This is a genomic window from Streptococcus sp. 32226D021BW, assembly GCF_053545015.1.
In genome coordinates, this window is the sequence record NZ_JBPPVC010000006.1 from 25,032 (window position 1) to 50,814 (window position 25,783).

Consider the following 25,783-nt stretch of genomic DNA (forward strand, 5'->3'; position numbering starts at 1 on the left):
CTTTTGCACTATGACAAAAAGAAGATGTGAGCCAAAACTCACATCTTTTCTTATCCTTGGTATCCATTTGGATTTTTAGACTGCCAGTTCCATGTGTCACGACACATGTCCTCAATCGTTTTCTCTGTTTTCCAATTGAGTTCAGCTAGAGCCTTATCGGCGTTGGCATAGCAGGTCGCTACATCGCCAGGGCGACGGTCAACGATTTTATAAGGTACCGGTACACCGTTCACTTTTTCAAAAGCCTGAACCAGTTCTAAAACACTGGTTCCTTGACCTGAACCAAGGTTATAGGTATGGACACCTGCTGTCGTTGAGATTTTTTCCAGCGCCTTGATGTGACCTAGAGCCAAGTCAATGACGTGGATATAATCACGAACACCTGTTCCATCCACTGTATCATAGTCATTACCAAAGACGCTGAGTTCTGGACGTTTGCCAACAGCAACTTGAGCCACAAACGGCATAAGGTTGTTTGGAATGCCAGCTGGATCTTCACCGATTAGACCGGATTCATGGGCACCGATTGGATTGAAGTAACGGAGAAGGGCAACACTCCACTCCTTATCTGCTACTTCCACATCACGCAAGATCTGTTCCAACATGACTTTTGTGTAACCATAAGGGTTAGTTGCGCTAGTTGGCATGGTTTCAACCAAAGGCGATGGATTGTTGAGTCCATAGACAGTTGCGCTAGATGAGAAGACAATCTTCTTGACACCAAACTCTGCCATAACTTCCACCAAAGCCAAAGTGGACATGATATTATTTTCATAATACATGACTGGTTTTTGAACCGATTCACCAACCGCCTTGTAGCCAGCAAAGTGAATTGCTGCCTCAATACTTTCTTTTTCAAAAACCTCACGCAAGGCAACCTTATTTGCTACATCCAATTCATAGAAAGTTGGACGTTTGCCAGTAATGGTTTCGATGCGATCCAAAACCAAAATACTTGAGTTGGAGAGATTATCTACGATGACAACGTCTTTACCCAACTTCAACAACTCCACAACGGTATGACTACCAATATAGCCAGCTCCACCTGTAACCAAGATACTCATATATACTCCTTTTCACTTGGACAATATTTTATATACTTATTATAAGTTAGACAGGCTGAAAAGTAAACAAAAAAACAGCCCTCAGGCTGTTCAAATTCAATTAGAATTTTTTACGCTTGCGAGCTGCTTCTGATTTACGTTTACGTTTTACAGATGGTTTCTCGTAGAATTCGCGTTTGCGTGTTTCTTGAAGAGTACCAGCTTTAGTAACCGCACGTTTGAAACGACGAAGAGCATCATCAAGTGATTCGTTCTTGCGTACTACTGTTTTTGACATTATTTTCACTCCCCTCAATTTCAAAGTCTTACTTATTTTACTGTAAATTCACCGCATTGTCAAGAGGTTTTTCTTGGCTAATGTTATTTTTTAACCATCCTAAGCCATATCAAACAGAGCACTTCATACAGGACGAAAAAGAGAATAAAGCAATGGAGGAAAAATTCCTGAGGAAGTATATAGATAACTGGATCTGTCAGCGGGTCAAAGAGCCAGGTTGAATCACCAGGAAAGAGCAGATGATGGAAGAGGACAAAAAAGCTATCAAAACCGATCAACACGCCCATCACTGCAATCATCACAGGAGCAAGAGCCATCCACATAAAAACAGTTCGATAGAGTTTTCCAAATCCTTTTCGCACCACTTCTTTCCAAAAATAGAAAACCGCAGGCAAACTAATCAGGAAAATAACCTGTGCCAGATGAAAGAGGCCTTTGACATCCGCAAAATGTTTGAGACCATCAGCTGAAGAGGAAAAATTTGGCATGTCTAAAACACTTGCAAATGGATTGGTCAGATAGTTCATCAAGATATTAAAATTATAGGAAATATCTGATGACTTCATGTAAACAACTTTTTCCAACCCTAAAAAAGAAATCTCAAGCGGATAAACTAGCCAAGCTAGATAGATGGTACCTAGAACTGCTGCCGACAAGACAAATAAAATCGTTCCGATAATCTGTAACTTAGTTCTCATCAAAACTCCATTCATCTAGGCTGTTGAGGACATGGGTCGGAGCAAGGGGTAAGTCTGCTACTTCTTCTGGTTTAGTGAAGCCAGTCAAGACCAATAAGGTTGGAAATCCATTGTCAATCCCAGCTCGAATATCCGTCAGATAGTTATCCCCCACCATAACCGTCTGACTGCGTTCCGTCCCTAAAATCTCCAGAGCCTTGTCCATGATAATGGCTTCAGGTTTTCCGATAAAGGTCGGCTCAACACGGGTAGCAGCTTTCAAAAGCGCAATCAATGAACCAGCACCTGGCAGATGACCTCGCTCCGTCGGAATGTTCAAATCAGGATTGGTACCGATGAAGGTAGCTCCCTTTTGAATAGCCAAGGTGGCAATGGTCAGTTTTTCATAGGTCAACTGAGTATCCAAACCGACAACAACATAGGCTGGATTTTCCGTGTCTTCCACATAACCTGCCTCAAAAATGGCAGACTTGAGCCCGTCTTCTCCAATGACATAGACTGTCTTTTCCCGCCCCAAGTCATTCATATAATCTACTGTCGCCAGACTGGCTGTATAGATGGTTTCAAGCGGTGTCTCAGTGTTAAAGTTTTCAGCCAACATAGCCTGCACCATCTCAGGACGACGGGTGGTATTGTTGGTCACAAAGAGATAGGGAATGTTGCGCTCCTGCAAGCCATGAATAAACCGTTCACCAGCTGGAATTCGTTTCTTCCCCTCATAAATAGTTCCGTCTAAATCAATCAAATAGCCTTGATAGGTCATACTTTCTCCTTAATCAAATCGTGTTTCCCAGTGCTCAGATCGACTGGCTTCCAAGCAAAGTGCTAACTGCTCAGCTGTATTTTTCCCAAGCGAGAGCGGCGGTAAGACATCTAGACTGAAAAAGCCACTGGCAACTGTTTCCGAATTGGGCTGAAACTCCCCGCCAAGGAGCCGACATAGAATGAAGACCTTAGTCACGCGGTGGGCTGACTTGGCAGGATTGTTCTTGTGCTTATCCAAAATCGCCACGACTCGCAGAGCCTCCACATCCAGCCCCGCTTCTTCCTTTACTTCCTTGACCACATTGTCCTTGACAGACTGGTCCACATCGCACCAACCACCTGGTAAGGACCAGAGCCTATCGTTTTCCTGGACCAATAGGATTTTATCCTCTTGAAAAATAGCTGCGCGGGTATCCAGTTTGGGTGTCTGATAGCCTGTTTCATTGCAAAACAAGTCTTTCACCACTTCCAAGGGCTGACCAGATGGCTCTACCAACATTTCCGCCGCAATCTGACGGATTTCCTCAAATCGTTCCATGTCATAAACATCTTTTCCATAGGCCAAGCCTGTCTGTGCTAAGGCTTGTAAACGTACGGCCCATTCCAACCACTTATCCTGCGACATGACGTTCCCTCCATTCTATGACAGCTTGCGCATGGATATGCCCATCTACCACGATTTCATGCTGGCTGACACCAGCTTCTGCCACCATGCGTGAACTCACCAAGCTAGTCGCCTCTACTTCCTTGAGATACTTGAGTTGGATTTTTTTAGGGACATGGCAGAGCAGAAAATCATAGCCCAGTGCTTCATACATCCATTCCAGATACTTGCCATTATTGACATGACCATTCATATCTAAATCAAAATAGCGAACAGGGAATTCTTGGGCAGATGGTTTTTCCAAGCGCTGATACTTGGGAGCCCGAGGCAATTTCTTGACCTGCTCAGACTGATAAGGAGCAATCAAATCTTCTGGCACAGGCGCCACCTTGCGAGTTTCAAAATCAATCAGGACAAAATAGCAGAGAATGTCCAACAAAAGATTGCCTGCTGCATCGTAGATATAGAACATCCGATGACAGAAAAACTTATTGTAGGCAACTGCTTCTGTTTTGATTGTGATAGTTTCATTGTACTTGGGTAGGCCTTGAATAGTCAGTTCATAATCTGTCACCACCCAAATCAAGCCAAATTCCTGAAAAACATAGAGGTCACTGCGACCCAGTTCTTCCGACTGCCGACCTGACACACCAAGACAATAGGAAATAAAGTCCGGCAGTTTGATCTCTTGTTTAACATCCACCATATCAAAGGGAATGGTGAACTCTTCTTGGTATGTTCGTCCCATTGTGTCCTCTTTCTAATCTTCTATAATGAAACGCTCGGCAACTGTGTCGCCTAAAAACAATCCCTTTTTAGTCATCCGAAGCCAACGGTCTTCTTCTTGTAAAAGACCTTCATTTTTCAAGTCTCTGACCACCTGACCGTAGCGGTCTTCAAAGGAAATGCCAAACTTTTCCTCGAATCGCTCAATAGACACGCCAGTTTTTTTCCGTAAGCCTAAAAACATCTCTTCTTCCATTTGCTCGGTCTTGCTGAGAAACTCTTCGTGCAGACGGGAATGGCCTTTTTCGCGGATGGACTTGAGGTAGTGCTGGATGGGGCCGCGGTTGCGGTAGCGCATGCCGTCGATGTAGCCTGAAGCCCCTGCCCCCAAACCGTAATACTCGGAATTGTCCCAGTACATGAGGTTGTGGCGGCTTTCAAAACCAGGCTTGGTGAAGTTGGAAATCTCGTAATGCTCGAAGCCGTTTTTCTCCAACTCTTGAAGAATGTAGTCGAACATATCGGACTCTACATCTTCGTTGGGCAGATGGAGGTTGCCACGGCGTTGGCGGTTCATGAAGACCGTATGGTTTTCCAAAATCAAGCTATAGAGGCTCATGTGGGGAATATCCAGCTCCAAGGCCTTGGCAACATTGTCCACCACCTGCTCCATGGTCTGACCAGGCAGGGCATAAATCAGGTCAATGGAAATGTTGTAAAAACCCGCTTCCTTGAGGGCTGCAATTGTTTCATAAATCTGGGCCTGATTGTGGCTGCGACCGATTTTTTTCAACATGCGGTCGTCAAAGGTCTGGACCCCCAGCGACACCCGATTGCACTTGGATTTTTTCAAAACTGCAATCTTGTCTGCCGTCAAGTCACCTGGATTGGCCTCGATGGTAAATTCTTCCAGTTGCGACAAGTCCAATAGTTCCTCCAGACTGGTCAGGAGATAATCTAGCTGGTCTGCCGAGAGAGCCGATGGTGTTCCGCCTCCGATATAGAGGGTTTTGAGGGCTGGCAGGTCGTAAAACTTGACCTCTTCCATGAGGGCTGCCAAATACTCGTCGACAGGCTGATTCTTGATAAAGACCTTGGAAAAGTCACAGTAGTAACAAATCTGGGTACAGAATGGAATGTGGATATAGGCAGATGTCGGTCGTTTTTTCATACTAACTATTATAGCATACTGTCAGTAAAATTATTTTCTAGATACTTTACCCCCCCTCAAATAATGATATAATGAAATAAAAAGGAGGTCCTCTATGAAAAAAGAAATTTTCTACGACTGTATCAATTTGATTCTATCATTTTTGCTTTGTCGCTGGCTCTTTATGACCTTTCTTTTTTACCAGTTCACGACCATTTTCATGACGATTGATTTTTGGCCGACACTTGCCGCAATCCTGTTAATGACCGGATTTTGCTTTACCCTATTTCGACTTGTCTATAAGCCCCACATTTCGAGACTGACAATTTGGTTTTTCTACGCTTGCTACGGGCTTCTGCTAGTCTATCTTCTCTTTTTCAAAAGTATGGGCGTCAAAGGTGTCAATTGGAATCTTCTTAGCACCTTTTCTCAAGACCTGTTTCTCAATCCTGCTATATTGGTCTTTAACCTCTTGCTCTTTTTACCACTCGGCTTGCTTTTTTCATTTTCTTGGAAAAAACTTTCTCTCTTTGTAGGGGCTATTTTACTGGTTGAAGCTTGTCAATTCTTCTTTTCACTGGGCTTCTTTGACCTCAACGACATCTTGCTCAACACCTCTGGTTTTGCCCTTGGAAACTTCTTGGAACACTCCGCAATCGCTCAATCTTTCAAAAATAGAATACAGAAAAAATGACCTCGCAAGGTCATTTTTAGTTTATTTAGCTTCCAAATGCCAAATATCTTCGTTGTACTGTTGGATAGTACGGTCTGATGAGAAGAATCCTGCCTTGGCAATGTTGACGATGACCTTGTCCAACCAGCTATCGCGGTCTTCATAGTCAGCCAACATTCTTTCCTTAGTCACAATATAGTCTTCCAAATCTAGCAAGGTCATGAAGTGGTCATTGTGCTTGAGGTTATCCTGCAAACGCCAGAGGCGTTCATCAATACCACCAGCATGACGAATGGTTTCAGAAGTGATGAAGTCAATCAATGGACGGATCGCTTCACGCTCATAGAAAGCATATGGGTTGTAAGTTCCATTTGCATAGTGGTCAATAACGGTTTGGCTATCTTGACCGAAAATATAGATATTTTCATCACCGACCAACTCATGAATTTCCACGTTTGCACCGTCGTCTGTACCGATAGTCAAAGCGCCGTTGAGCATGAATTTCATGTTACCAGTACCAGATGCTTCCTTAGATGCAAGTGAAATTTGCTCAGAAATGTCCGCTGCTGGGATGATGAAGCTAGCTTCTGTTACATTGTAGTTCTCAATCATAACTAACTGCAAGTGTGGTGCAACTTCTGGATCATTTTTGATAACCTGTGACAAGACCAAAATCAAGTGAATGATGTCTTGGGCAGTTGTATAGGCTGGAGCTGCTTTTCCTCCAAAGAAGACTGTTAACGGACGAGTCGGGATATTGCCTGCCTTGATATCTAAATACTTATGAATCACATAGAGGACATTCATCTGTTGACGCTTGTACTCGTGCATGCGCTTGATTTGCACATCAAAGATGGATTCAGGATTGACATGTACACCTTGAGTTTTGGCAATATGACGTTGCAACTTCCGCTTGTTGTGTTGCTTTGTTTTTTCCAACCATGCTCTCAATTCCTTACTGTCTTTGTGATCTAATAGTTTCTCTAACTCACTGGCATCGTGGTGGTAGCCATGTCCCAGTAGCTCGTCCAGGTAACCTGCCAAACGTGGATTGGCATGCATGAGCCAACGGCGGAAGGTGATACCGTTTGTCTTGTTGTTAAACTTCTCTGGATAGAGCTCGTAAAAGGCCTTCAACTCTGAAGTTTTCAAGATTTCAGTATGGAGGGCTGCCACACCATTGATAGAATATCCATAGTGGATATCCATGTGAGCCATGTGAACACGGCCATGTTCATCGATGATATTGACTGCTGAATCATTTTTCACTTCTTTTGCTCGACGGTCCAATTCCTCGATAAATGGCACCAAGTGTGGAACTACCCGATTCAAGAAGTCAAGCGGCCATTTTTCAAGGGCTTCAGACAAGATTGTGTGGTTGGTGTAGGCAGTCATTTTCTTAACAATTTCGATTGCCTCATCAAAGGAAATGCCACGGAGTTCCAAAAGACGAATCAATTCTGGAATGACAAGGGATGGGTGAGTATCATTGATTTGCACTACTGCATAGTCTGGCAAGTCATGGAGGTTTGAACCTTTAGCTACTGCTTCGTCAATCAAGAGTTGGGCTGCGTTTGATACCATGAAATATTGCTGGAAGATACGGAGAACTTTACCTTCATCCGTTGAATCATCTGGATAGAGGAAGAGAGTCAAATTACGGAAAATATCTTCCTTGTCAAACTCAATCCCATCATAGATGATATTGTCATCCACAGAGCCTAAGTCAAACAAACGCAAACGGTTCTTCCGCTCAGTCTTATAACCTGGTACATCGATATCGTACAACTTAGACGTCAAAGTAAAGTTAGCAAATGGAACTTGGTAAGAAATTGGAGACTCTGTCAACCAAGAACGTGGCGTAATCCACTCATTCGGCACTGCCGATTGCTGGTGGTATTCAAACAACTGACGAAATAGTCCAAAGTGGTAGTTGAGACCAACACCATCACCATTTAGTCCAAGACTAGCAATGGAATCAAGGAAACAAGCAGCCAAACGCCCCAATCCACCGTTACCAAGAGATGGCTCCATCTCAACATCTTCAATAGCAATCAAATCCTTACCTGCAGCTGCTAACTGGCTTTTCACCTCATCGTAAACACCTAAGTTAATCAAGTTGTTAGACAAGAGTTTACCAATCAAGAATTCCGCAGAAATGTAATAAACTTTTTTCTTCTGCTCATTGGTGTATTTTGCTTCACTCTGTTGCTTGGTAAATGCGAGCAAAGCATAATAAAGTTCATGGTCAGAACAGTCCTCGATACGCTTTGCATACATGGATTGGACAAAATTTTGTAAGTTAATCACTGCTTATCTCCTTTTGTATATGTTAATGTAATCATTCAGAAACGTTTCTCATTTTTTTGTAAACGTTTTCTATATGATAATTATACCTTATTTAGCGAAAAAAGGCAAGCTATTATACCATCCTGTATATAGTTCGCCTTTTTATTCTATAGCATTCAGAATGAACTAATTAGCCCTGTCCCTTATTTTTTGCGATTATCTTTAAATTTTACAACCACACGAAGTTGACGCTCAGGGTGTTCAGTCAAATCAATCATTTGAACACGGGCTTCAAGAATGTCACCATGTCCATAAAATAACATACGACTAATCAAGCTATTCTTATGCTTGGGAATGTAGCCTAGCTTTTTCCCTTGATACAGAATTACAACAGCCTCTGAATCATAGGGATTGGTCGGTTCTGCAAGCATTTCTAAGGAAGTGCCCAGCTTCAACTCATCGATCACATCTAGCCCATCATAGTAGGCAAAACCAGCAAGATGAAAATCTTCTACATGTCGTGTGGGCTCAAAGTTTGCAAATGTCATACGATACCTCCTAATCACACCGCTAGTTGTTTTATTCCGCAATCAAGGTTTCCAAACCGACCTTCATCATGTCTGTGAAAGTGTTTTGACGCTCTTCTGCTGTCGTATCTTCTTCTGGATTGACCAAGCTATCTGAGATGGTCATGATAGCTAGCGTTTCTACGCCAAATTTAGCACCCAAATAATAAAGGGCTGCTGCTTCCATTTCGACTGCCTTAACACCAATTTGCCCCAGTTCCAAGTTACGAGCAAAGAGTTTTGGTGAGTAGAAACTGTCAGAAGACAGAACATTGCCAACATGTGTAGTCAAGTTAAGGTCTTTAGCAATATGATAGGCCTTGTCCAAGAGATTGAAGCTAGCAATCTGTGGCAGGTCATATTCTGGCCAATCAATGTTCATCATTTTAGAGTTGGTTGCTGCTGCCTGAGCCAAGACCAATTCACGGACATGGACATCCTTGTTAAGCGAACCTGCAGTTCCCACACGGATAAGCTTCTTCACGCCGTAGTCGTTGATAAGCTCGTGGGCGTAGATAGAGATAGAAGGCATTCCCATACCTGTTCCCATGACAGAGACACGATGACCCTTGTAGGTACCTGTGTAGCCGAACATATTGCGAACTTCGTTGAAGCAAACTGCATCTTCAAGGAAGTTTTCAGCGATAAATTTAGCACGAAGTGGATCACCAGGAAGCAAAATCTTATCAGCGATTTCACCTGGTTTTGCGGAAATATGGATACTCATTTTTTTCACAAAGGGCTACTAGCCCTTCCTTTCCTTTCTCTATTTATGTAACACAGATTCCAAATTGACTAGGTTACATATAGGCTTGCTCCTTGAAACCAAGTGTCCCTCTTAAGAAGGCAAATGGCAAGGCATAGATTGATTTATTGTATTGTGAAACCGTATCGTTGTAATACAGGCGTTGGTTGGTCACCAGAGCTTCAGCTTCTTTGATTTCTAGCATCAAATCCCGCAAACTCTCATCAGCCCTTCCTTTTGTATCCCGTTCGATCCGTTCCCCCAACTTTGTAACTTTTTCAGATTGTTGCGACAGATGGTCATGGAAATTGTTGGAACCTGAATTGGAAGTAAATTTCTTCTTGGTCTGATGATGATTGGCATCATTTCCTTCTGCAGTCAAACGATCTGATTGCTTCTCCTCTTCAATCAACTCGGAAAAGGTATTCTTCACAGACATTTTTAACTCGTGATCTACAATTTTATCCGTCACTTCTTGCAGTTGGTCCAACAACTTTGTAACATGTAGTTGTTTAATCTCTATTGCATTGTAAGAAGTGGTAATCTCCTCTTTTAAGTGAACAACCTTATTATATTGTAGTATAAATAAAATAATCAGATAAGAAATTACTGCACAAATAATCGAAGCACCATCGAAAGGCTCATAGTTGGTTTCAGAGCCACTTGTATCAATAGCTGCGAAGAAGAACAACCATACGATTGTAAGTAGCGCAATAATGCCTATCCCTTTCAGAACACTGAACCAGGGTTTGTTGGTCATTGGTCCCTCCTACAACTCAGCCAAGATGGCTTTCACCAAGCCTTTGAAGTTGCCCTTGATTTGCTCGGTTACTTCTACCACTTCTTCGTGATTGAGTTCAGATTGGAAACCAGCCGCAAAGTTGGTAATAGCAGAAATTCCCAAGACTTTCATGCCTGAATGGGCCGCCACGATAACTTCTGGCACTGTTGACATACCGACTGCGTGGGCCCCCATGGTCTTGAAGGCCAAGATTTCAGCTGGAGTTTCGTAGGTAGGACCTGTCACACCAAGGTAGACACCATTGTCCAACTTGATACCCAATTTTTCCGCAACAGCATGGGCTTTCTCACGGTATTCTTTGGTGTAGGCATTGGACATATCTGGGAAACGTGGTCCGAACTCTTCCAAGTTTTCACCAATCAATGGGTTTTGACCTGTCATGTTGATGTGGTCTGTAATGGCCATGAGGGTACCTGGACCGTAACCGATACCACCTGCGGCATTGGTGACAATCACTCCTTCACAACCAAGAGCTTTCATGACACGAACTGGGAAAGTCACAACTTCCATCGGATTTCCTTCGTAGAAATGGAAACGACCTTGAAGAGCCAAGACCTTACGTCCAGCCAAATCACCATAAACCAACTTACCAGCGTGACCAACAACTGTTGACTTGCCCCAGTTTGGAATATCCGCATAGTCGATAACGATAGCATTTTCAACTTCTTGAGCCAATTCACCCAAGCCAGAACCCAAAATCAAACCGAATTCAGGTTTAATCATTCCTTTTTCTTCTAAGAAATTTTTTGTTTCATAAATTTTTGCAAGTAAACTCATTTTTTCTCCTTTTATAAATAAGTTGACCAGTCATATTCTGGCATGTTTTCTTTGATAATGTCAAGGGGACGGCAGAGAAAGGCTGTCTGTTCTCGCTCGATAATAGGACGGTTGAGCAAGGCAGGTTCTGCAACTAGACGTTGGAAAATGTCTGTTTCTGACAAACCTTGTCGTTCCTCTTCCGTCAACCGAATGACTGCTGAAGGTTGACTTCCCATTTTTTTCAAAAGAGCTGTCAATTCTACATCTGTCAGTGGATGTTCTAAATAATTGACCCACTTGATGTCCAAGTTCTGACTAGGCAATAAGACTTGTAATTTCTTACACTTGCTGCAGTCGGGATTGATATAAACCGTCAGTTGTTCCATTAAACCAATCCGTCCAAGAAACTTTCACCAATCATGGCTTTTTCAACGCCAAAGTTTTCAGCGATTGTAGCTGAAATATCCGCAAAATGTCCAACTGGCAAGACTCCACTTCCCTTGAATGACTTACTGTAAGCCAAGAGTGGCACATACTCACGGGTATGGTCCGTACCTGCATAGGCTGGGTCATTTCCGTGGTCTGCCGTAATCAAGAGCAAATCATCCTCACGCATATTTTCGATAATTTCTGGGATACGAGCATCGAATTCCTCCAAACAATCGCGGTAGCCTTCGATGTCACGGCGATGACCATAAACAGCATCAAAATCCACCAAGTTGGTAAAGGAGAAACCTTTCTCAAAGTCAGCTAACTGCAAGGTTTCAATCAAGACATCGACACCGTGCATATTTGACTTGGTGTGACCCATGTCATTTGTGATACCTGATGCGTTGAAAATGTCGCTGATTTTGCCGACAGAATAAGTTGGCACACCTGCATCAGCAAGTTTGTTGAGGACAGTTGCTTCAAATGGTGACACCGCATAGTCATGACGGTTGGCAGTCCGAGACAAATTGCCTGGCTCACCAATGTATGGACGGGCGATGATACGACCGAGAAGAGCTGGGCGTTCAAGGGTGATGGAACGAGCATATTCACAGATACGGTACAATTCATCCAGCGGAATAATGTCTTCGTGGGCCGCAATCTGAAGGACAGGGTCTGCGGAAGTATAGACGATTAACTCCCCAGTTTCCATTTGGCGAGGACCAAAGTCATCAATGACAGCTGTACCTGAATAGGGCTTGTTCGCCTCGCGGATGATTTTACGACCTGAAAATTCTTCGATTTTTGTCAAAATTTCCTCAGGGAAACCGTCCCAGAAAGTGTCGAATGGCTCAGTGATATTAAGACCCATGATTTCCCAGTGACCTGTCATAGTGTCCTTGCCGAGCGATACTTCTTCCAACTTAGTCACATAGCCAGTTGGACTTTCCTCAGCTGGAACAGTGGCAAGAGCTGTGTCACGAGGGATATTTCCAAGACCGATTTTAGCCATATTGGGCACTGCTAACCCTGCCTTCTCAGAGATATGACCTAGTGTATCAGACTCTGTGTCGTTGACACCAGCATTGAAAAACTTGTCTGCATCTGGTGCCGCACCGATTCCAACAGAATCCATAACCACCAGATGAATACGTTTAAATTTAGACATAAGAACTCCTTTTTCTAAGAACTTGTATTGATAAGCGAGGTGCTGAATAGTGAATACAGGTTCCATTGTTCGTCTTTTCATTATACCACAAAAACGCCTCTCATAGTTAGTTTAATGAGAAGCGTTTTCACTTTATTTCTTTTCAAGAATTTTTGGTCCCTGCGGTGTGCCGACAATGACCTTAGAAATCAAGCCTATAAAGAGCCCATGCTCTACGACACCAACTGTTCTATCCAATTCATCAGCCAAGGCGTAGCTGTCTTCAATCCGTTGCAAATCTAGGTCTATAATGAAATTCTTCATATCGGTCACATGTTTCTGTCCATCCTTCATCCGAAAACTTGGACGATAACCCTTTTTCTCGAAGAGGCGGAAAAGATTTTCAGAACCATATTGCACCACTTCCACTGGCAACTTGAAGGCGCCTAAGGTATCGACCACCTTAGATTCATCCACAATCCAGATGCTATCCTTGCTGTTGACCGCAACCACCTTCTCCATGAGCAGGGCGGCACCTCCACCCTTAATACCATTGAAGGCTCCGTCAACTTCATCAGCTCCGTCAACTGTCAAGTCTACGTAGTCAACTTCATCTATATTCTTTAAAGAAATTCCTAAAGAGGCTGCGTGGTCTGCAGTGGCATGAGAGGTCGTTACACCTGTAATCTGCAAGCCTTCTTCCTGCACCCGACGTCCGATTTCTTGGACAAAATAGTAGGCTGTTGAACCTGTTCCCAAGCCAACAATCATACCATCCATCACAAACTTCGCCGCCTTAATCCCAACTTGCTCCTTTAAATTTGTCATGAATTGCTCCTTTCAGCTAAACCGTTTACATTCATTATAGCATGGATAGAGAATTCTGCCTACTGGTTTCTACAAGAAGGCTAATAAAACCTACCCCATCTATAATTTTTCCACATCTTTCAGTTTAACAGAAACAATCTTGGACACACCAGATTCCTGCATGGTCACCCCATACATAGCGTCCGCCGCCGCCATGGTCCCTTTTCGGTGAGTCACAACGATAAACTGGCTGTCCTTATCAAAGCGGTTAAGATAATCCCCAAAACGCTTGACATTAGCCTCATCCAAGGCTGCCTCCACCTCGTCCAAGATGACAAAAGGAATGGTCTTGACGCGGATAATGGAAAATAGCAGAGCGAGGGCTGAGAGGGCCTTTTCGCCACCAGACATCAAGTTGAGAGATTGGATTTTCTTACCCGGAGGCTGAACTGAAATCTCCACACCCGCAGTCAAGATATCCTGCTCCGTCAATATCAAGTCCGCAGAACCACCGCCAAACATCTGTCTGAAAGTCTGCTTAAAGCTTTCGCGAATGGCTTCAAAGGTAACCTTAAAACGTTCCTTGACTTCATCATCCATTTCATGAATGGTATTCAAGAGCAAATCACGCGCCGACAATATATCTGTCCGTTGTTCATTGAGGAAGGTCAGACGGTTATTAACCTCATCATACTGCTCAATAGCATCCAAGTTGACTGGTCCCAAGGCACGAATAGCCCTCTCCAATTCTTTCAAGGTTTGTTCAGCCAGAGGCAAATTCTCTACTTCGTTTGCCTGGTCCTGAGCCGCTTCAAAGCTCAATTTGAAATGCTCTGTCAAATGACCAAGTAAGGTCCGTAGCCGATCTCCAGCCTGCTCACAATCAGCTTCTAACTTGGCCTGTTTGCGAATGAGGTCATCATTTTTCAAACGAGCCTGGTCCAAACGACCTTCCAAGTCTTCAAACTGACCATCAATGTCTTCCAACTCAAATTTCAAGCGGATTTGAATCTGATTGGTTTGGCTTTGCTTATCAGTCGCAGCCTGTAGCTGCTCTTCCAAAACCTCAATACTCGTATCTTCTAGAGCCACAACTTTCTGGTTAATCAGGTCTTCCAGTATAGAGATTTCCTTTTCAGTAGTCCCTTTTTCTTCCTGTAAACGACCAAGGTCTGTCTGTTCAAAGCGCAGCTGACTAGAAACTTCTGCCTGCTCCAAGGTCAATTGACCTTTCTGACTTTGTAGTTTCTGCAGACTTTCTTGGATGCTGTCGCGATTGTCACGCACCTGATTGATTTGATTGTCTAAAGCTTGTTTTTTCTCCGTCAAGGATTGAAGGCTGATTTCTTCCTTGCTAGCTTCATCTTCTAACTCAGTCAAAACTCTTGGGCTGACCTGACTCATTTGTAAGTCATACTGGGCTGTCACCTGAGCTAGACGATTTTCTGCCTGTTCTTGATGAATCCTTGCGCTCTGCTGGCTCAGTCTAGCCTCTTCACCCTCAGCCTTGATGGTTTCCAGACTTTCTGTGATGCGGTCTAGACTTGTCTTCTTAGTCGCCACCAAGTTTTCTTGTTCTTTCAACTGGCTAGACAGCTCTGCTATTTCTCCTAAAAGAGTGTCGAGTTCAGGCTTAATGAAGGTGGTGTTGTTGTTTCGATTGCTACCACCCGCAAAGGCACCGCCAGGACGGATTTCTGCACCATCCATAGTCACCATACGGACCTGAAACTTGGTCGCACGCGCTGCCTGATTGGCATGGTCAATACTATCAAAAATCGCAATAGTGCCTAGCAAATTTTGGAAAATAGCATCTAGATTTGGTTGATAGGTCACGAGGTCACTTGCTAGTCCCAAAAAGCCGGCAGAAGATTCAAGTATAGAAAGCTGCTGACCAGATAGCTGACGTGGCTTGATAGTGGTCAAAGGCAAGAAGGTCGCCCGTCCTTGACGTTTTTCCTTCAAGAAAGCAATCGCTCGCTTGGCTGTCGCCTCGTCTTCAACGATAACGTTTTGGCTAGCTCCGCCCAAGGCAATTTCCAAAGCTGTCTGGTAACGAGTATCGAAAGTCAACTGCTCACTGACTGCTCCGATGATGCCACCTAGACTAGACGCAGCCTGCAAGACAGCCTTGACCCCTGCGTAGAAATTGGAGTGATTTTTTAAGATAGCCTCCAAACTTGACTGACGAGCCTGCTTGCCTTTCAATTGATCAATTAGATCAAACAAGCGATCTTGTTCAGCCTGATAGGCAGCCTGAGCCTGTTCAAGCTCTGCTTTCTGAGTCTGATAAGCTGCCAATAAGTCCTGCAAGACTTGGTCAGCCTGTTCTGCGGCTAGCTGGCTCTTAGCCAATTCTTCTTGGGCTGCCTGTTTTTCTGTCTGTAAACGTACTAGGTCAGCAGATTTACTTTCTGATAAGCTGATTTGATTGGTAATATCCTGCTGAATCTTGGTCAAGCGGTTTGATGCTTCAGCCTCTTCCTGCATGAGAGCGACATACTGCTCACGCAGGTGATCCAATACCTGATCTGGATCTTCAGAGAAATAGGAAATCTCCTTATCAACCGAAGCAATCTCTTCTTTCAAGCTAGACAAAGAACGCTCCAACTGACCAATTTTTTCTTGCCTTTGCCCTATCTGTTGTTCCAAACTAGCCCGCTTCTCTAGCATGCTTTCCAAACGCTCTTGTGCTTCTTGTCGACTAGATTCATTCTGACTGCTTTCTAACTTATGAAGGTCAATTTTTCGTTCCAAGTCACTAATCAACTTGGTCAAATCCAACAAAACAGCTTGTTCACGCTCCATTTGCTCGGATAAGCGATGGCGTTCTTCTTTTAAGGACTGGTTTTCTTGCTCTAGCTCAGAACGTTGTTGGTAGTAGCTTGCTAATTCTGACTTAACTACTTCAAGTTCGCTTTCCTTGGCAGTCAAAGCTTCTTTACCCTTTGTTAACTGAGCAACCAAAACATCCAGATACAGCTCCTTACGTTGGCCATCTAGTTCCAAGAATTGTTTAGCCGTTAGCGCCTGTTTCTCCAAGGGTTTGACCTGATTGTCCAATTCATAGATAATATCGTCCAAACGGTCCAAATTCCCTTGAGCCTGAGCTAGCTTGCTCTCCGTTTCTTTCTTACGGGTCTTGTATTTTAAAACACCAGCAGCCTCTTCGAATATAGCTCTGCGTTCTTCTGGCTTGGAATTAAAAATAGCCTCAACCCGACCTTGGGAAATGATAGAAAAGGAATCTCTACCAAGTCCAGTATCCATGAAAAGATCATGAATATCCCGCAATCGAACCTTCTGACCATCTATCAAATACTCGCTATCGCCAGACCGATAAATATGGCGTTCTACCTTGATTTCTTTATTCTTATTAGCAATAAAACCTGTGCTATTATCCAAGGTTACGACAACGGAAGCATAATTCAGCGGTTTTCGGCTTTCAGTCCCCGCAAAGATAACATCCGGCATCTTGCCTCCACGAAGGCTTTTGGCAGACGACTCTCCCAAGGCCCAACGCAGACTTTCTGTAATATTGGACTTGCCCGAACCATTTGGTCCTACAACAGCAGTCACTCCACGATCAAAAACCACCTTGGTCTTGTCCGCAAAGGACTTGAAGCCCTGCATTTCAATCGATTTTAGATACATACCTATCCTCTAGCCTCCACAGCATTTTTTGCGGCGGCTTGTTCAGCTAACTTTTTGGAACGACCACGACCACGACCAATCACACGCTGGTCTGCAGATACCTCGACTTCAAAGGTCTTATCGTGGGCAGGACCTGATTCAGCCACCACCTGATAAGAAATTGCAATCTCACCATTTACCTGCAAGATTTCCTGTAAGGCAGTCTTGTAGTCTGTTACACGCTCAAAATTTCCCTCTTCCAGACGAGGAATCATGACCTTATAGATAAATTCCTCCACGGTCTTTTCTCCCTTGTCCAATAGCAGAGCTCCTAAGAAAGCCTCGAAAGCATCTCCCAAAATGGTATCACGATTGCGCCCCCCAGACTTCTCTTCTCCTCTACCAAGACGAAGGAAGCTATCAAAGCCACAGGCACGCGAAAAACCAGCCAAGGACTCCTCACGAACAAAGGTCGAACGCAACTTGGACATCTCCCCTTCCGGTCTATCCGGATATTTTTTATAGAGATACTTGGAAATCATCAACTGGAGAACAGCGTCTCCTAAAAATTCCAAGCGTTCATTATGTGAAATTTTTAGAAGGCGATGCTCATTGGCATAAGAAGTATGGGTAAAAGCCGTTTCCAACAAATTCAAATCCGAAAAATCAATCCCAAAATCCGCCAAGAGTTTTGTATGTAAATCTTTCATCATCTAACTCCTTTCTAAAGAGTAATCGTTAAAAAATAGAAGTTTCAAATTCACTTCATCCTAATATTATACCATATTTCCCACAAGACTTCCCTCTGGAACTGAACATTCAACAAATAGCCCTCTTCATCTTTTTGCAAACATTTACATATCCATCCTTTTTCGATAAAATGGAAGAAAAAAGAAGGGAGTTAACATGCAAAACAAACCAAAACCACTCAACACCTCGCTCCTCTCCCTCCTGCAATTTATGGGAGCTGTTTTAGTCATTGCCATCCATTGTCGCAGACTATTTGAAGCAGACCAGCTCCACTTCATCCAAAAATCCATCTTTAGCCGCATGGTCGTTCCCTACTTCATGGTCACCGCCAGCTTCTTCCTCCGACGCAACTACCCTAGCCTCTCCAAACAATACCTGATCCGCTACAGCAAGCAGTACCTGACTTGGTCCGCCCTCTACCTGCCCTTCTACCTCTTCTACCTAACACTCCAAGAAATCCCCCTACTCCACTACCCCCTCGCCCTCCTAGTCGGCCTGACCTACACCGGCACCAGCTACCAACTCTGGTACATGCCCGCCTTCCTGCTAGGTCTTGTCCTCGTCCACTATTCTTTAAGGAAATGTGGCTGGCGCATCACAGCATGTCTAGCCTGCCTCCTCTATCTCCTAGGCTCAGTTGAAACCTACTCCTCCTACCTGGCAGAATCGGCTTTACTAACCGCATTTGACATCTACAAAACCTTCTTTTTCACCAGCCGCAACGGCCTCTTCTACGCACCGATTTTTGTCCTGACAGGCTTTTATCTAGCCGACAAACTCAATCAACCCATTTTCCAATACCGACAAAAAACCAAACTACTTGTCTGCATAGCTCTTTTAACTTTTGAGGCTACAATCATCTATCTCAATCAGGGCTACGACAAGAACTTTCTATTTAGCCTAATTCCGTTCACAGCCTATCTAGTCGCCTGGACCCTAACCACCGACCTCTTCCGCCAGAAAAAATTCCAATTTCTAAAGGAATATGCCAGTTACTATTATTTTATCCATGTTATCCCAGTCGAAGTCAGCTTTTTCTTCCTAGAAAATCATTCCCTGACTTTAATACAGCAAGGTTGGCTAGTCTTCTTTATCACCATCATCACTTGCCAACTGCTCAGCTGGTTAATCATTAAGCACAAAAGAAACTTGTAAGACTTAACTTACAAGGCTTTTTTACAAATCAAAATCCTCTTTCAACTTATCAATCACCTGTTGGAGCAGGTCGCGATTGACACTGTATTTGACATCGCTATTTTTTGTATTGAAGAGAAGTAAGTCACCGTTAATCAGCTTTTGGGTGTGGAAGGATACGGCTGCTCCTGTGATATTCAGTCGCTCTGCTATGTCCTTGCTCTTGGCATGGGGCTTGGTCAGTTCCACCAAGACCTGGTAACGCGTGCTATCGCTGACGACTTTAAGAGCCCTTGTCAAATCATCAAGATCCAACTCGTCATTTGACAGCATCATCTGATCAATCCGACAAGATGCTAAAAGAGCGACTTTCATATAGTCAAATTCTTCGTTGCCATAATAAGCAAACCAATAATTCCACGGACTGAGAACGAAGAATTGGGCAGTTTCTACACCCAAGCTATCCAAACTGGTCATGGCTAACTGCTTGGATTCTCTGTAGAGTTGTTCAATGTCAAAATCCCTAGCAAAGGCTTCCCGCTCAACTCTTGCTTGCTCAAAATAGGGCTGGTAGATTGGAAGCATCTTATCCAAGAGAGCGACAGACCGCTGAACCGTTTCCAAGGGATTGCGGATAGCCAGTGACCAGTACCACTTATCTGCCGGCTTTTTATCCGTTTTTTCCAAGAGTTCCATGAGGCTGAGGGTTTTCTCACTATGTCCGTCATTTTCAGACGCTAGCATAGTCCGCATAGCATCTTCTACCTCTTCTTGCGATAAGGCCAAGATCAGCTGACAAGCCTCCTCGACTGTCTTTGGATCCTGCCCATCATTCAAGATATAGAAATAAAGACTATGTAAAATGTTAAAAATATGTCCCCAGACAAAGACTTGATTGACTTCCTGACGAAAATCTACCAACTTTTCTTCAATCTCATCACGAATGTCCAAGGCATCTTTGAGAATGTCTTTTTCTTTCTGTGAAAAATCCGCCTCAATCGGTTCCTCACGATCCTTGACAATCAAGGGAATGAACAGTTTTTCCACAATTTCACTGCGGTAATCACGGTAATCTAATTTCATACGCATACTTTCTAAGCTTTAACAACTACTTCATTTTCAGGCCTACGCCCCACAAGAATAGTATAGCTTACTAGCACCACAGAAAGCAAGAGAAAGATGAGGGAAATACTTGTCGCAGAAAGCACCGTCACCATAAGGGCTACCAAGGCTTGACCTGCTACCATACCAATCTGGCAGAAAGCATCAATCCCTCCACCGACTGTCGCCAATTTATCTTCAGACAGTTCATTTAAGACCAAGGCATTCATTTTCGGATTGAAGACACCCAAAGTCATAGCTGTCACAAAAATAACCGTCAATACCACATAGATATTGTGGAGGAAGAAACCTGAGAAAATCAAGACTGGCATCAATGTAGAGAATTTGAGGAGATTGATCAAGCTAACATTTTTGAACAAAGCCATACCGATACTTGACCCCAAGATACTACCAACCGAGAAGAAAATGGAAATCAAAGCAAGGGTTGTTCCTGCATTGACAATCACAAAGTCTGAGAACTCCTTCATATTTAGAATAACTAATGGTGAAAGTGCGGTAAAAATGGCATTCAGGCTGGCAATGGTCACAATTGACGCTTTGAGAACAGGAATATTCTGAACAGCTTGGTAGGATTCTTTGAGACTGTTACGCATGCCCTTGATAATACCTGCTTCTGTTTCTGTTTGCTCAGCTTCTTGGATTGGATTTTCCTTCAGTAGCTTGGCAAGAGCTGGACGGAGGGTTGTCATGATAGCAAGACTGACCAAGAAGGTCCCTGCATTGAAGAAGGCGAGATTCTGGTAAGACATAAATCCAATCAGGATAGCACCGCTAGCTTGGAAGGCAATTTGCAAAAGTGATTTCACCGTCATCTTGAATGCCATTGCTGTTTCACGATCTTCCGCTGCCACAACCCTCAGACTAACTGGCATATAAAGGCCATTTTCATATTGACCCGACAAATCAGACAAGAAATTGATGACACATACGACTGCTACAATCCAAAGGGCTGGTGCAAATCCCATCAAGAAGCCAACAAAGGCATAGAGACCGACACGAACCAGCAGGGTTGCAAGAATAGTATCCAATTTGTTTTTGGTCTTGTCTGCCCAAATCCCGATAAAGAGGCCTGCCAAAATCGGCAGGGTTTCAGATGCGGTAATCATAGCCAAGGCAAACTTGGTATCTGGTAAGAGTAAAACATAGTTCATCAAAGCCAGATAGTAAAGCGTATCTCCAAAGTTAGAAATCAAGTCTGCTACAAAGCTAGATAGAAATAATTTATTGTGAATCAACTTTTTCATAAACATCTCCTTAAAAATCAATTAAATATTTGTTTAATATAATTTTACACTTTATTTTGATAAAGTCAATACTTAATTTTATAAAAATTAAATATTTTTTAAACGCTTGTTTAATTTTTCTTCTATCTGACTTTTTCTTGACAAGATTAGCACAGTTTGTTATAGTATTGTTCGGGCACCTCTTTTGAGAGGTCGGAGAAAAGGCTCCCTAGTTTTAGGGAGCTATTTTTGTTTTTCCCAGAGAAAATTACACATTTGGAGGACTTATTTGATGAAGAAAATCGCATTTGATTCAACTAAATACTTGAATTTGCAACGTGACCATATTTTAGAACGAATTGCTCAGTTTGAAGGCAAGCTCTATATGGAATTTGGCGGAAAAATGCTGGAAGATTTCCACGCAGCCCGTGTTTTACCTGGCTATGAACCAGATAATAAAATCAAACTCCTCCAAGAGTTAAAAGACCAAGTGGAGATTGTCATCGCCATCAATGCCAGCAATATCGAACATTCTAAGGCACGCGGCGACCTAGGCATTTCTTACGACCAAGAAGTCTTCCGCTTGATTGATACATTTAATGATATTGATATTTATGTTGGTTCTGTGGTCATTACCCAGTACCGCAACCAACCAGCCGCAGACGCCTTCCGCAAACAGTTGGAAAAACATGGTATCAAGTCCTATCTCCACTACCCAATCAAGGGTTATCCTTCTGATATCGACCACATCATCTCACCAGAAGGTATGGGCAAAAATGACTACATTGAAACTAGTCGCAATCTCGTCGTTGTCACCGCACCTGGACCTGGTTCAGGTAAATTGGCGACCTGTATCTCCCAACTTTACCACGACCAATTGCATAGAGTAACATCAGGCTATGCCAAGTTTGAAACCTTCCCAGTGTGGAACTTACCACTCCACCATCCCGTTAACTTGGCCTATGAAGCAGCAACTGCCGACCTGGACGACCTCAACATGATCGACCCCTTCCACCTGCAAACCTACGGCAAAACTGCGGTCAACTACAACCGTGACATCGAGGTCTTTCCTGTTCTCAACCGTACCTTTGAACGTATTTTGAACAAATCTCCTTATGCCTCTCCAACAGATATGGGGGTCAACATGGTGGGCTACTCCATCGTAGACGAAGAGGCTGCGATCGAAGCATCTAAGCAAGAAATTATCCGCCGCTACTATCAGACACTCGTTGATTTCAAAGCGGAGCGGGTGGGCGAGCAAGCCGTTAAAAAGATTGAGCTCCTCATGAACGAGGTAGGCGTGACACCTGCTGACCGTAAGGTTGTTGTCGCTGCGCGCGAAAAAGCAGAGCTAACTTCCAGCCCTGCCCTTGCTATTCAGTTGCCAACTGGAGAGATGGTAACAGGTAAGACATCCGACCTCCTCAAACCAACTGCAACTGTCCTTCTCAATGCTATCAAGCAAATTGCTAAAATCGATGATGAAACTCTTCTCATTGAACCAAACTACATCCGTCCAATTCAAGAATTGAAGGCAGATTATCTGGATAAGGCAAATACACGACTCGATGCAAGTGAGATTCTTAACGCCCTTGCCATCACTGCACAAGATAGCCCTGTCGCTACACAAGCAATGAAAGAATTAGGCCAATTAAATGGTAGCGAAGCCCACTCAACCGTTATCCTATCCGATGAAGACAAGAGTGTTCTACGCAAGTTAGGCATCAATTTAACCTTTGATCCTATCTATCAGCACAATAAGTTTTATCAGAAGAACTAAAGACAAAAATAGACTTGCCCCGGCAAGTCTATTTTTGTTATAGAAAAAACAAGGATATTTCTAGCCTTGTTTTTCCATTTTATCTATTAGTTAAAATCAACATACTCTTTTTGAAGTTCAAGAACTTCTTCAGCCGTTGCACATTCTGTCAAGGCACGGTGAGCATATTCTTCCATCTTAGCTGTGTCAAGTGTCTTCATGAGGCTACGTGTACGAAGTACAGAAGTCGCGCTCATAGAGAACTCATCCAAGCCCATTCCGACAAGAAGTGGAACTGCTTGTTGGTCACCAGCCATCTCACCACACATACCAGCCCATTTGCCTTCTGCGTGAGCAGCCTTGATAACGTTGTTGATCAATCGAAGGATAGATGGGTTGTAAGGCTGGTAGAGGTAAGAAACTTGTTCGTTCATACGGTCTGCTGCCATTGTGTACTGGATAAGGTCGTTTGTACCAATTGAGAAGAAGTCAACTTCTTTAGCAAATTGGTCAGCAATCATTGCTGCTGCAGGGATTTCAATCATGATACCAACTTGGATATCATCCGCAACTGCTACACCTTCAGCCAAGAGTTTAGCTTTTTCTTCTTCAAGGATTGCTTTTGCTGCACGGAATTCTGTCAACAAGGCAACCATTGGGAACATGATACGAAGTTTACCATGTACCGATGAACGAAGAAGGGCACGCAACTGAGTACGGAACATTTGGTTACCAGTCTCAGAGATTGAGATACGTAGGGCACGGAAACCAAGGAATGGGTTCATTTCGTGTGGAAGGTCGAAGTAAGGAAGCTCCTTATCACCACCGATATCCATTGTACGAACCACAACTGGCTTACCGTTCATGCCTTCAAGAACAGCCTTATAAGCTTCGTATTGCTCATCTTCCGTTGGGAAGTCTTGTGAGTCCATGTACAAGAACTCTGTACGGTAAAGACCAACTGCTTCAGCACCATTATCGTTTACACCTTCAACGTCTTTTGGTGTACCGATGTTAGCTGCCAATTCGAAGTGTTTGCCGTCAGCTGTCACTGTTTGAGCATCTTTCAAGAGTGCCCACTCAGCTTTTTGTTTAGCATAGGCTTCGCCAGCTGCCTTAAATTCTGCAATCACTTCTTCAGATGGGTTGATAACAACTTCACCTGTGATACCGTTAACAGCGAGGACATCACCATCTTTCACGATTTCAGTAATATTATTTGTACCCAATACAGCTGCAATCTCAAGTGTACGAGCCATGATAGCTGAGTGGCTTGTACGTCCACCAATGTTTGTTACAAAAGCTTTAACAAACTGTTTGTTCAATTGTGCTGTATCAGATGGTGTCAAGTCGTGTGCAATAACGATAGACTCTTCATCAATTGTCGCTGGGTTTGGCAAACGAACGCCAAGCAAGTGAGCAAGGACACGTTTAGCAACGTCGCGGATGTCTGCTGCACGCTCTTGCATGTATGGGTTATCTTCCATACCTTCAAAGATAGCGATGAACATATCCGTTACTTCTTTCAAACCTGTTTCAGCATTTGTTTTCTTAGCACGGATAGTTTCCTTAATCTGACCAATCATTTCTGGGTCAGCAAGAACCATCAAGTGTGCATCAAATACGGCTGCGGCCTCTTCACCAAGGCTAGCTACTGCGTTCTCACGAATAACAGAAAGCTCGTTTTGAGAGGCTGCAAGAGCAGCATCCAAACGAGCCTCTTCTGCATTTGTATCTTCAACTGTAACAGTTTCGAAGGACAAATCTGGCTGAACGAGTAGATATGCCTTAGCAACGGCAACACCATCAGATGCTGCAATTCCTTTAAGCATTTCAGTCATCTTCTTATGCCAATCCTTCTTTTTCCATTGTTTCAGTGATAGCTGCGATTGCATCGTCAGCATCAGCACCTTCAGCAGAGATTGTTACATCAGCGCCTTGACCAACACCAAGACTCATAACACCCATGATAGATTTAAGGTTTACAGATTTTTCTTTGTAGTTCAAAGTGATGTCTGAAGCGAATTTGCTAGCAGTTTGAACAAGCAAAGTTGCTGGACGTGCGTGGATACCTGTTTCTGCCACGATGTGGAAGTCTTTTGAAGCCATAGTTGGATTCTCCTTTGTTTTTACAAAATTTTGAGTTATTTGTGATAACCCTTACAAAAAGCATTATATCACTTTTTGAAATCATTTTCAAGAATTTTTTGCGTTTCTTTCAGTAAAACTATTTTTTATGAGATTATAAAAGTCCTGAAAACATCTTGAAAGCTTGGTTTCAAAGGATTTGTGCTATTTACACAAGATATGGTGCTTGTTCGTTTTTTGTCATACTATATTTTGTGATAGTTGTGGACTTCCTTCTTGACTTTGACCCCAAAATCTAGTATCCTAGATTGGTATATTTATTTTAAAAAGGAGAAATTGAATGGTTACCATCTATTCAAAAAATAATTGTGTTCAATGTAAGATGAGTAAAAAATTTCTTGATGAGCACAATGTGGCCTACAAAGAAATCAATCTAGACGAGCAACCTGAATTTATCGACCACGTTAAAAACCTTGGTTTCTCAGCAGCGCCAGTTATTGAAACTGAAAATGAAGTTTTCTCTGGTTTCCAACCAACAAAATTGAAAGCCTTGGTATAAACTATACCAAGTTA

Annotated in this window: 25 protein-coding genes; 4 read left to right on the forward strand and 21 right to left on the reverse strand. The window is 43.3% G+C overall.

What is annotated here, in order from left to right; translation table 11 throughout:
• Positions 1-50: 50 nt before the first annotated feature.
• From galE to hemW, 7 genes are all read right to left on the reverse strand, one after another.
• Positions 51-1,064: a UDP-glucose 4-epimerase GalE gene (gene galE, locus ACEE44_RS05090; protein WP_449171481.1), complete on the reverse strand. Its 1,014-nt coding sequence runs from the start codon at positions 1,062-1,064 to the stop codon at positions 51-53.
• Between the two features lie 100 nt (positions 1,065-1,164).
• The gene (gene rpsU / locus ACEE44_RS05095; protein ID WP_000048054.1) at positions 1,165-1,341 is read right to left on the reverse strand and encodes a 30S ribosomal protein S21; all 177 of its coding nucleotides are present in this window, start codon (positions 1,339-1,341) and stop codon (positions 1,165-1,167) included.
• 83 nt (positions 1,342-1,424) lie between these two features.
• Positions 1,425-2,039 carry a TIGR01906 family membrane protein gene (locus tag ACEE44_RS05100; protein WP_449171482.1) on the reverse strand — a complete coding sequence of 205 codons (615 nt, stop codon included), beginning with the start codon at positions 2,037-2,039 and terminating at the stop codon, positions 1,425-1,427.
• Positions 2,029-2,802 carry a TIGR01457 family HAD-type hydrolase gene (locus ACEE44_RS05105; RefSeq protein ID WP_449171483.1) on the reverse strand — a complete coding sequence of 258 codons (774 nt, stop codon included), beginning with the start codon at positions 2,800-2,802 and terminating at the stop codon, positions 2,029-2,031. The genes ACEE44_RS05100 and ACEE44_RS05105 overlap by 11 nt, the downstream gene beginning before the upstream one ends.
• 9 nt (positions 2,803-2,811) lie before the next feature.
• Positions 2,812-3,429, reverse strand: a complete 618-nt coding sequence (locus ACEE44_RS05110) for an NUDIX hydrolase N-terminal domain-containing protein (protein ID WP_449171484.1) — start codon at positions 3,427-3,429, stop codon at positions 2,812-2,814.
• Entirely contained in the window at positions 3,416-4,156 is a 741-nt protein-coding gene (locus tag ACEE44_RS05115) for an acyl-ACP thioesterase domain-containing protein (RefSeq protein ID WP_449171485.1), read from the reverse strand. Before ACEE44_RS05115 ends, ACEE44_RS05110 begins: the two co-directional genes overlap by 14 nt.
• Positions 4,157-4,168: 12 nt before the next feature.
• A complete protein-coding gene (hemW, locus tag ACEE44_RS05120) occupies positions 4,169-5,305 on the reverse strand; it encodes a radical SAM family heme chaperone HemW (protein ID WP_449171486.1) in 1,137 nt (378 codons plus the stop codon).
• A gap of 94 nt (positions 5,306-5,399) precedes the next feature.
• Between hemW and ACEE44_RS05125 the strand changes: the two genes are divergently transcribed.
• A complete protein-coding gene (locus tag ACEE44_RS05125) occupies positions 5,400-5,978 on the forward strand; it encodes a VanZ family protein (RefSeq protein ID WP_449171487.1) in 579 nt (192 codons plus the stop codon).
• 21 nt (positions 5,979-5,999) lie between these two features.
• Here ACEE44_RS05125 and ACEE44_RS05130 read toward each other — a convergent pair whose 3' ends face one another.
• The 10 genes from ACEE44_RS05130 to rnc form a co-directional block, all read right to left on the reverse strand.
• On the reverse strand, positions 6,000-8,267 hold the full coding sequence (locus ACEE44_RS05130; protein ID WP_449171488.1) for a glycogen/starch/alpha-glucan phosphorylase: 2,268 nt from the start codon (positions 8,265-8,267) through the stop codon (positions 6,000-6,002).
• A 182-nt stretch (positions 8,268-8,449) separates the two neighbouring features.
• Positions 8,450-8,794: an HIRAN domain-containing protein gene (locus tag ACEE44_RS05135; RefSeq protein WP_449171489.1), complete on the reverse strand. Its 345-nt coding sequence runs from the start codon at positions 8,792-8,794 to the stop codon at positions 8,450-8,452.
• A 31-nt stretch (positions 8,795-8,825) separates the two neighbouring features.
• Positions 8,826-9,539 (reverse strand): purine-nucleoside phosphorylase, encoded by a 714-nt coding sequence (deoD, locus tag ACEE44_RS05140; RefSeq protein ID WP_449171553.1) that lies wholly within the window; start codon positions 9,537-9,539, stop codon positions 8,826-8,828.
• A 73-nt stretch (positions 9,540-9,612) separates the two neighbouring features.
• Positions 9,613-10,317: a LemA family protein gene (locus ACEE44_RS05145; protein WP_449171490.1), complete on the reverse strand. Its 705-nt coding sequence runs from the start codon at positions 10,315-10,317 to the stop codon at positions 9,613-9,615.
• Between the two features lie 9 nt (positions 10,318-10,326).
• Entirely contained in the window at positions 10,327-11,136 is an 810-nt protein-coding gene (locus ACEE44_RS05150; protein WP_172049669.1) for a purine-nucleoside phosphorylase, read from the reverse strand.
• Between the two features lie 11 nt (positions 11,137-11,147).
• Positions 11,148-11,504 carry an arsenate reductase family protein gene (locus ACEE44_RS05155; RefSeq protein ID WP_449171491.1) on the reverse strand — a complete coding sequence of 119 codons (357 nt, stop codon included), beginning with the start codon at positions 11,502-11,504 and terminating at the stop codon, positions 11,148-11,150.
• Complete coding sequence (locus ACEE44_RS05160) at positions 11,504-12,715, reverse strand: phosphopentomutase (RefSeq protein ID WP_449171492.1); 1,212 nt, start codon at positions 12,713-12,715, stop codon at positions 11,504-11,506. The genes ACEE44_RS05155 and ACEE44_RS05160 overlap by 1 nt, the downstream gene beginning before the upstream one ends.
• A 132-nt stretch (positions 12,716-12,847) precedes the next feature.
• Positions 12,848-13,522, reverse strand: a complete 675-nt coding sequence (gene rpiA / locus ACEE44_RS05165) for a ribose-5-phosphate isomerase RpiA (RefSeq protein ID WP_449171493.1) — start codon at positions 13,520-13,522, stop codon at positions 12,848-12,850.
• A gap of 99 nt (positions 13,523-13,621) precedes the next feature.
• Entirely contained in the window at positions 13,622-17,155 is a 3,534-nt protein-coding gene (gene smc, locus ACEE44_RS05170) for a chromosome segregation protein SMC (RefSeq protein ID WP_449171494.1), read from the reverse strand.
• 2 nt (positions 17,156-17,157) lie between these two features.
• Positions 17,158-17,844 carry a ribonuclease III gene (rnc, locus tag ACEE44_RS05175; RefSeq protein WP_449171495.1) on the reverse strand — a complete coding sequence of 229 codons (687 nt, stop codon included), beginning with the start codon at positions 17,842-17,844 and terminating at the stop codon, positions 17,158-17,160.
• A 196-nt stretch (positions 17,845-18,040) separates the two neighbouring features.
• Here rnc and ACEE44_RS05180 point away from each other — a divergent pair, with 196 nt between their 5' ends.
• Positions 18,041-19,039 (forward strand): acyltransferase family protein, encoded by a 999-nt coding sequence (locus tag ACEE44_RS05180; protein ID WP_449171496.1) that lies wholly within the window; start codon positions 18,041-18,043, stop codon positions 19,037-19,039.
• Between the two features lie 21 nt (positions 19,040-19,060).
• Here the strand turns inward: ACEE44_RS05180 and ACEE44_RS05185 are convergent, their stop codons facing one another.
• Positions 19,061-20,101, reverse strand: a complete 1,041-nt coding sequence (locus ACEE44_RS05185) for an ArsR/SmtB family transcription factor (protein WP_449171554.1) — start codon at positions 20,099-20,101, stop codon at positions 19,061-19,063.
• An 11-nt stretch (positions 20,102-20,112) separates the two neighbouring features.
• On the reverse strand, positions 20,113-21,384 hold the full coding sequence (locus tag ACEE44_RS05190) for an MFS transporter (protein WP_449171497.1): 1,272 nt from the start codon (positions 21,382-21,384) through the stop codon (positions 20,113-20,115).
• A 271-nt stretch (positions 21,385-21,655) separates the two neighbouring features.
• Between ACEE44_RS05190 and ACEE44_RS05195 the strand changes: the two genes are divergently transcribed.
• Positions 21,656-23,143: a DUF1846 domain-containing protein gene (locus ACEE44_RS05195; protein WP_449171498.1), complete on the forward strand. Its 1,488-nt coding sequence runs from the start codon at positions 21,656-21,658 to the stop codon at positions 23,141-23,143.
• An 86-nt stretch (positions 23,144-23,229) separates the two neighbouring features.
• Here the strand turns inward: ACEE44_RS05195 and ptsP are convergent, their stop codons facing one another.
• Complete coding sequence (gene ptsP / locus ACEE44_RS05200; RefSeq protein ID WP_172050793.1) at positions 23,230-24,963, reverse strand: phosphoenolpyruvate--protein phosphotransferase; 1,734 nt, start codon at positions 24,961-24,963, stop codon at positions 23,230-23,232.
• 4 nt (positions 24,964-24,967) lie between these two features.
• Positions 24,968-25,231 carry a phosphocarrier protein HPr gene (locus ACEE44_RS05205; protein WP_002936050.1) on the reverse strand — a complete coding sequence of 88 codons (264 nt, stop codon included), beginning with the start codon at positions 25,229-25,231 and terminating at the stop codon, positions 24,968-24,970.
• 319 nt (positions 25,232-25,550) lie between these two features.
• Between ACEE44_RS05205 and nrdH the strand changes: the two genes are divergently transcribed.
• On the forward strand, positions 25,551-25,769 hold the full coding sequence (nrdH, locus tag ACEE44_RS05210) for a glutaredoxin-like protein NrdH (RefSeq protein ID WP_172028553.1): 219 nt from the start codon (positions 25,551-25,553) through the stop codon (positions 25,767-25,769).
• Positions 25,770-25,783 lie beyond the last annotated feature (14 nt).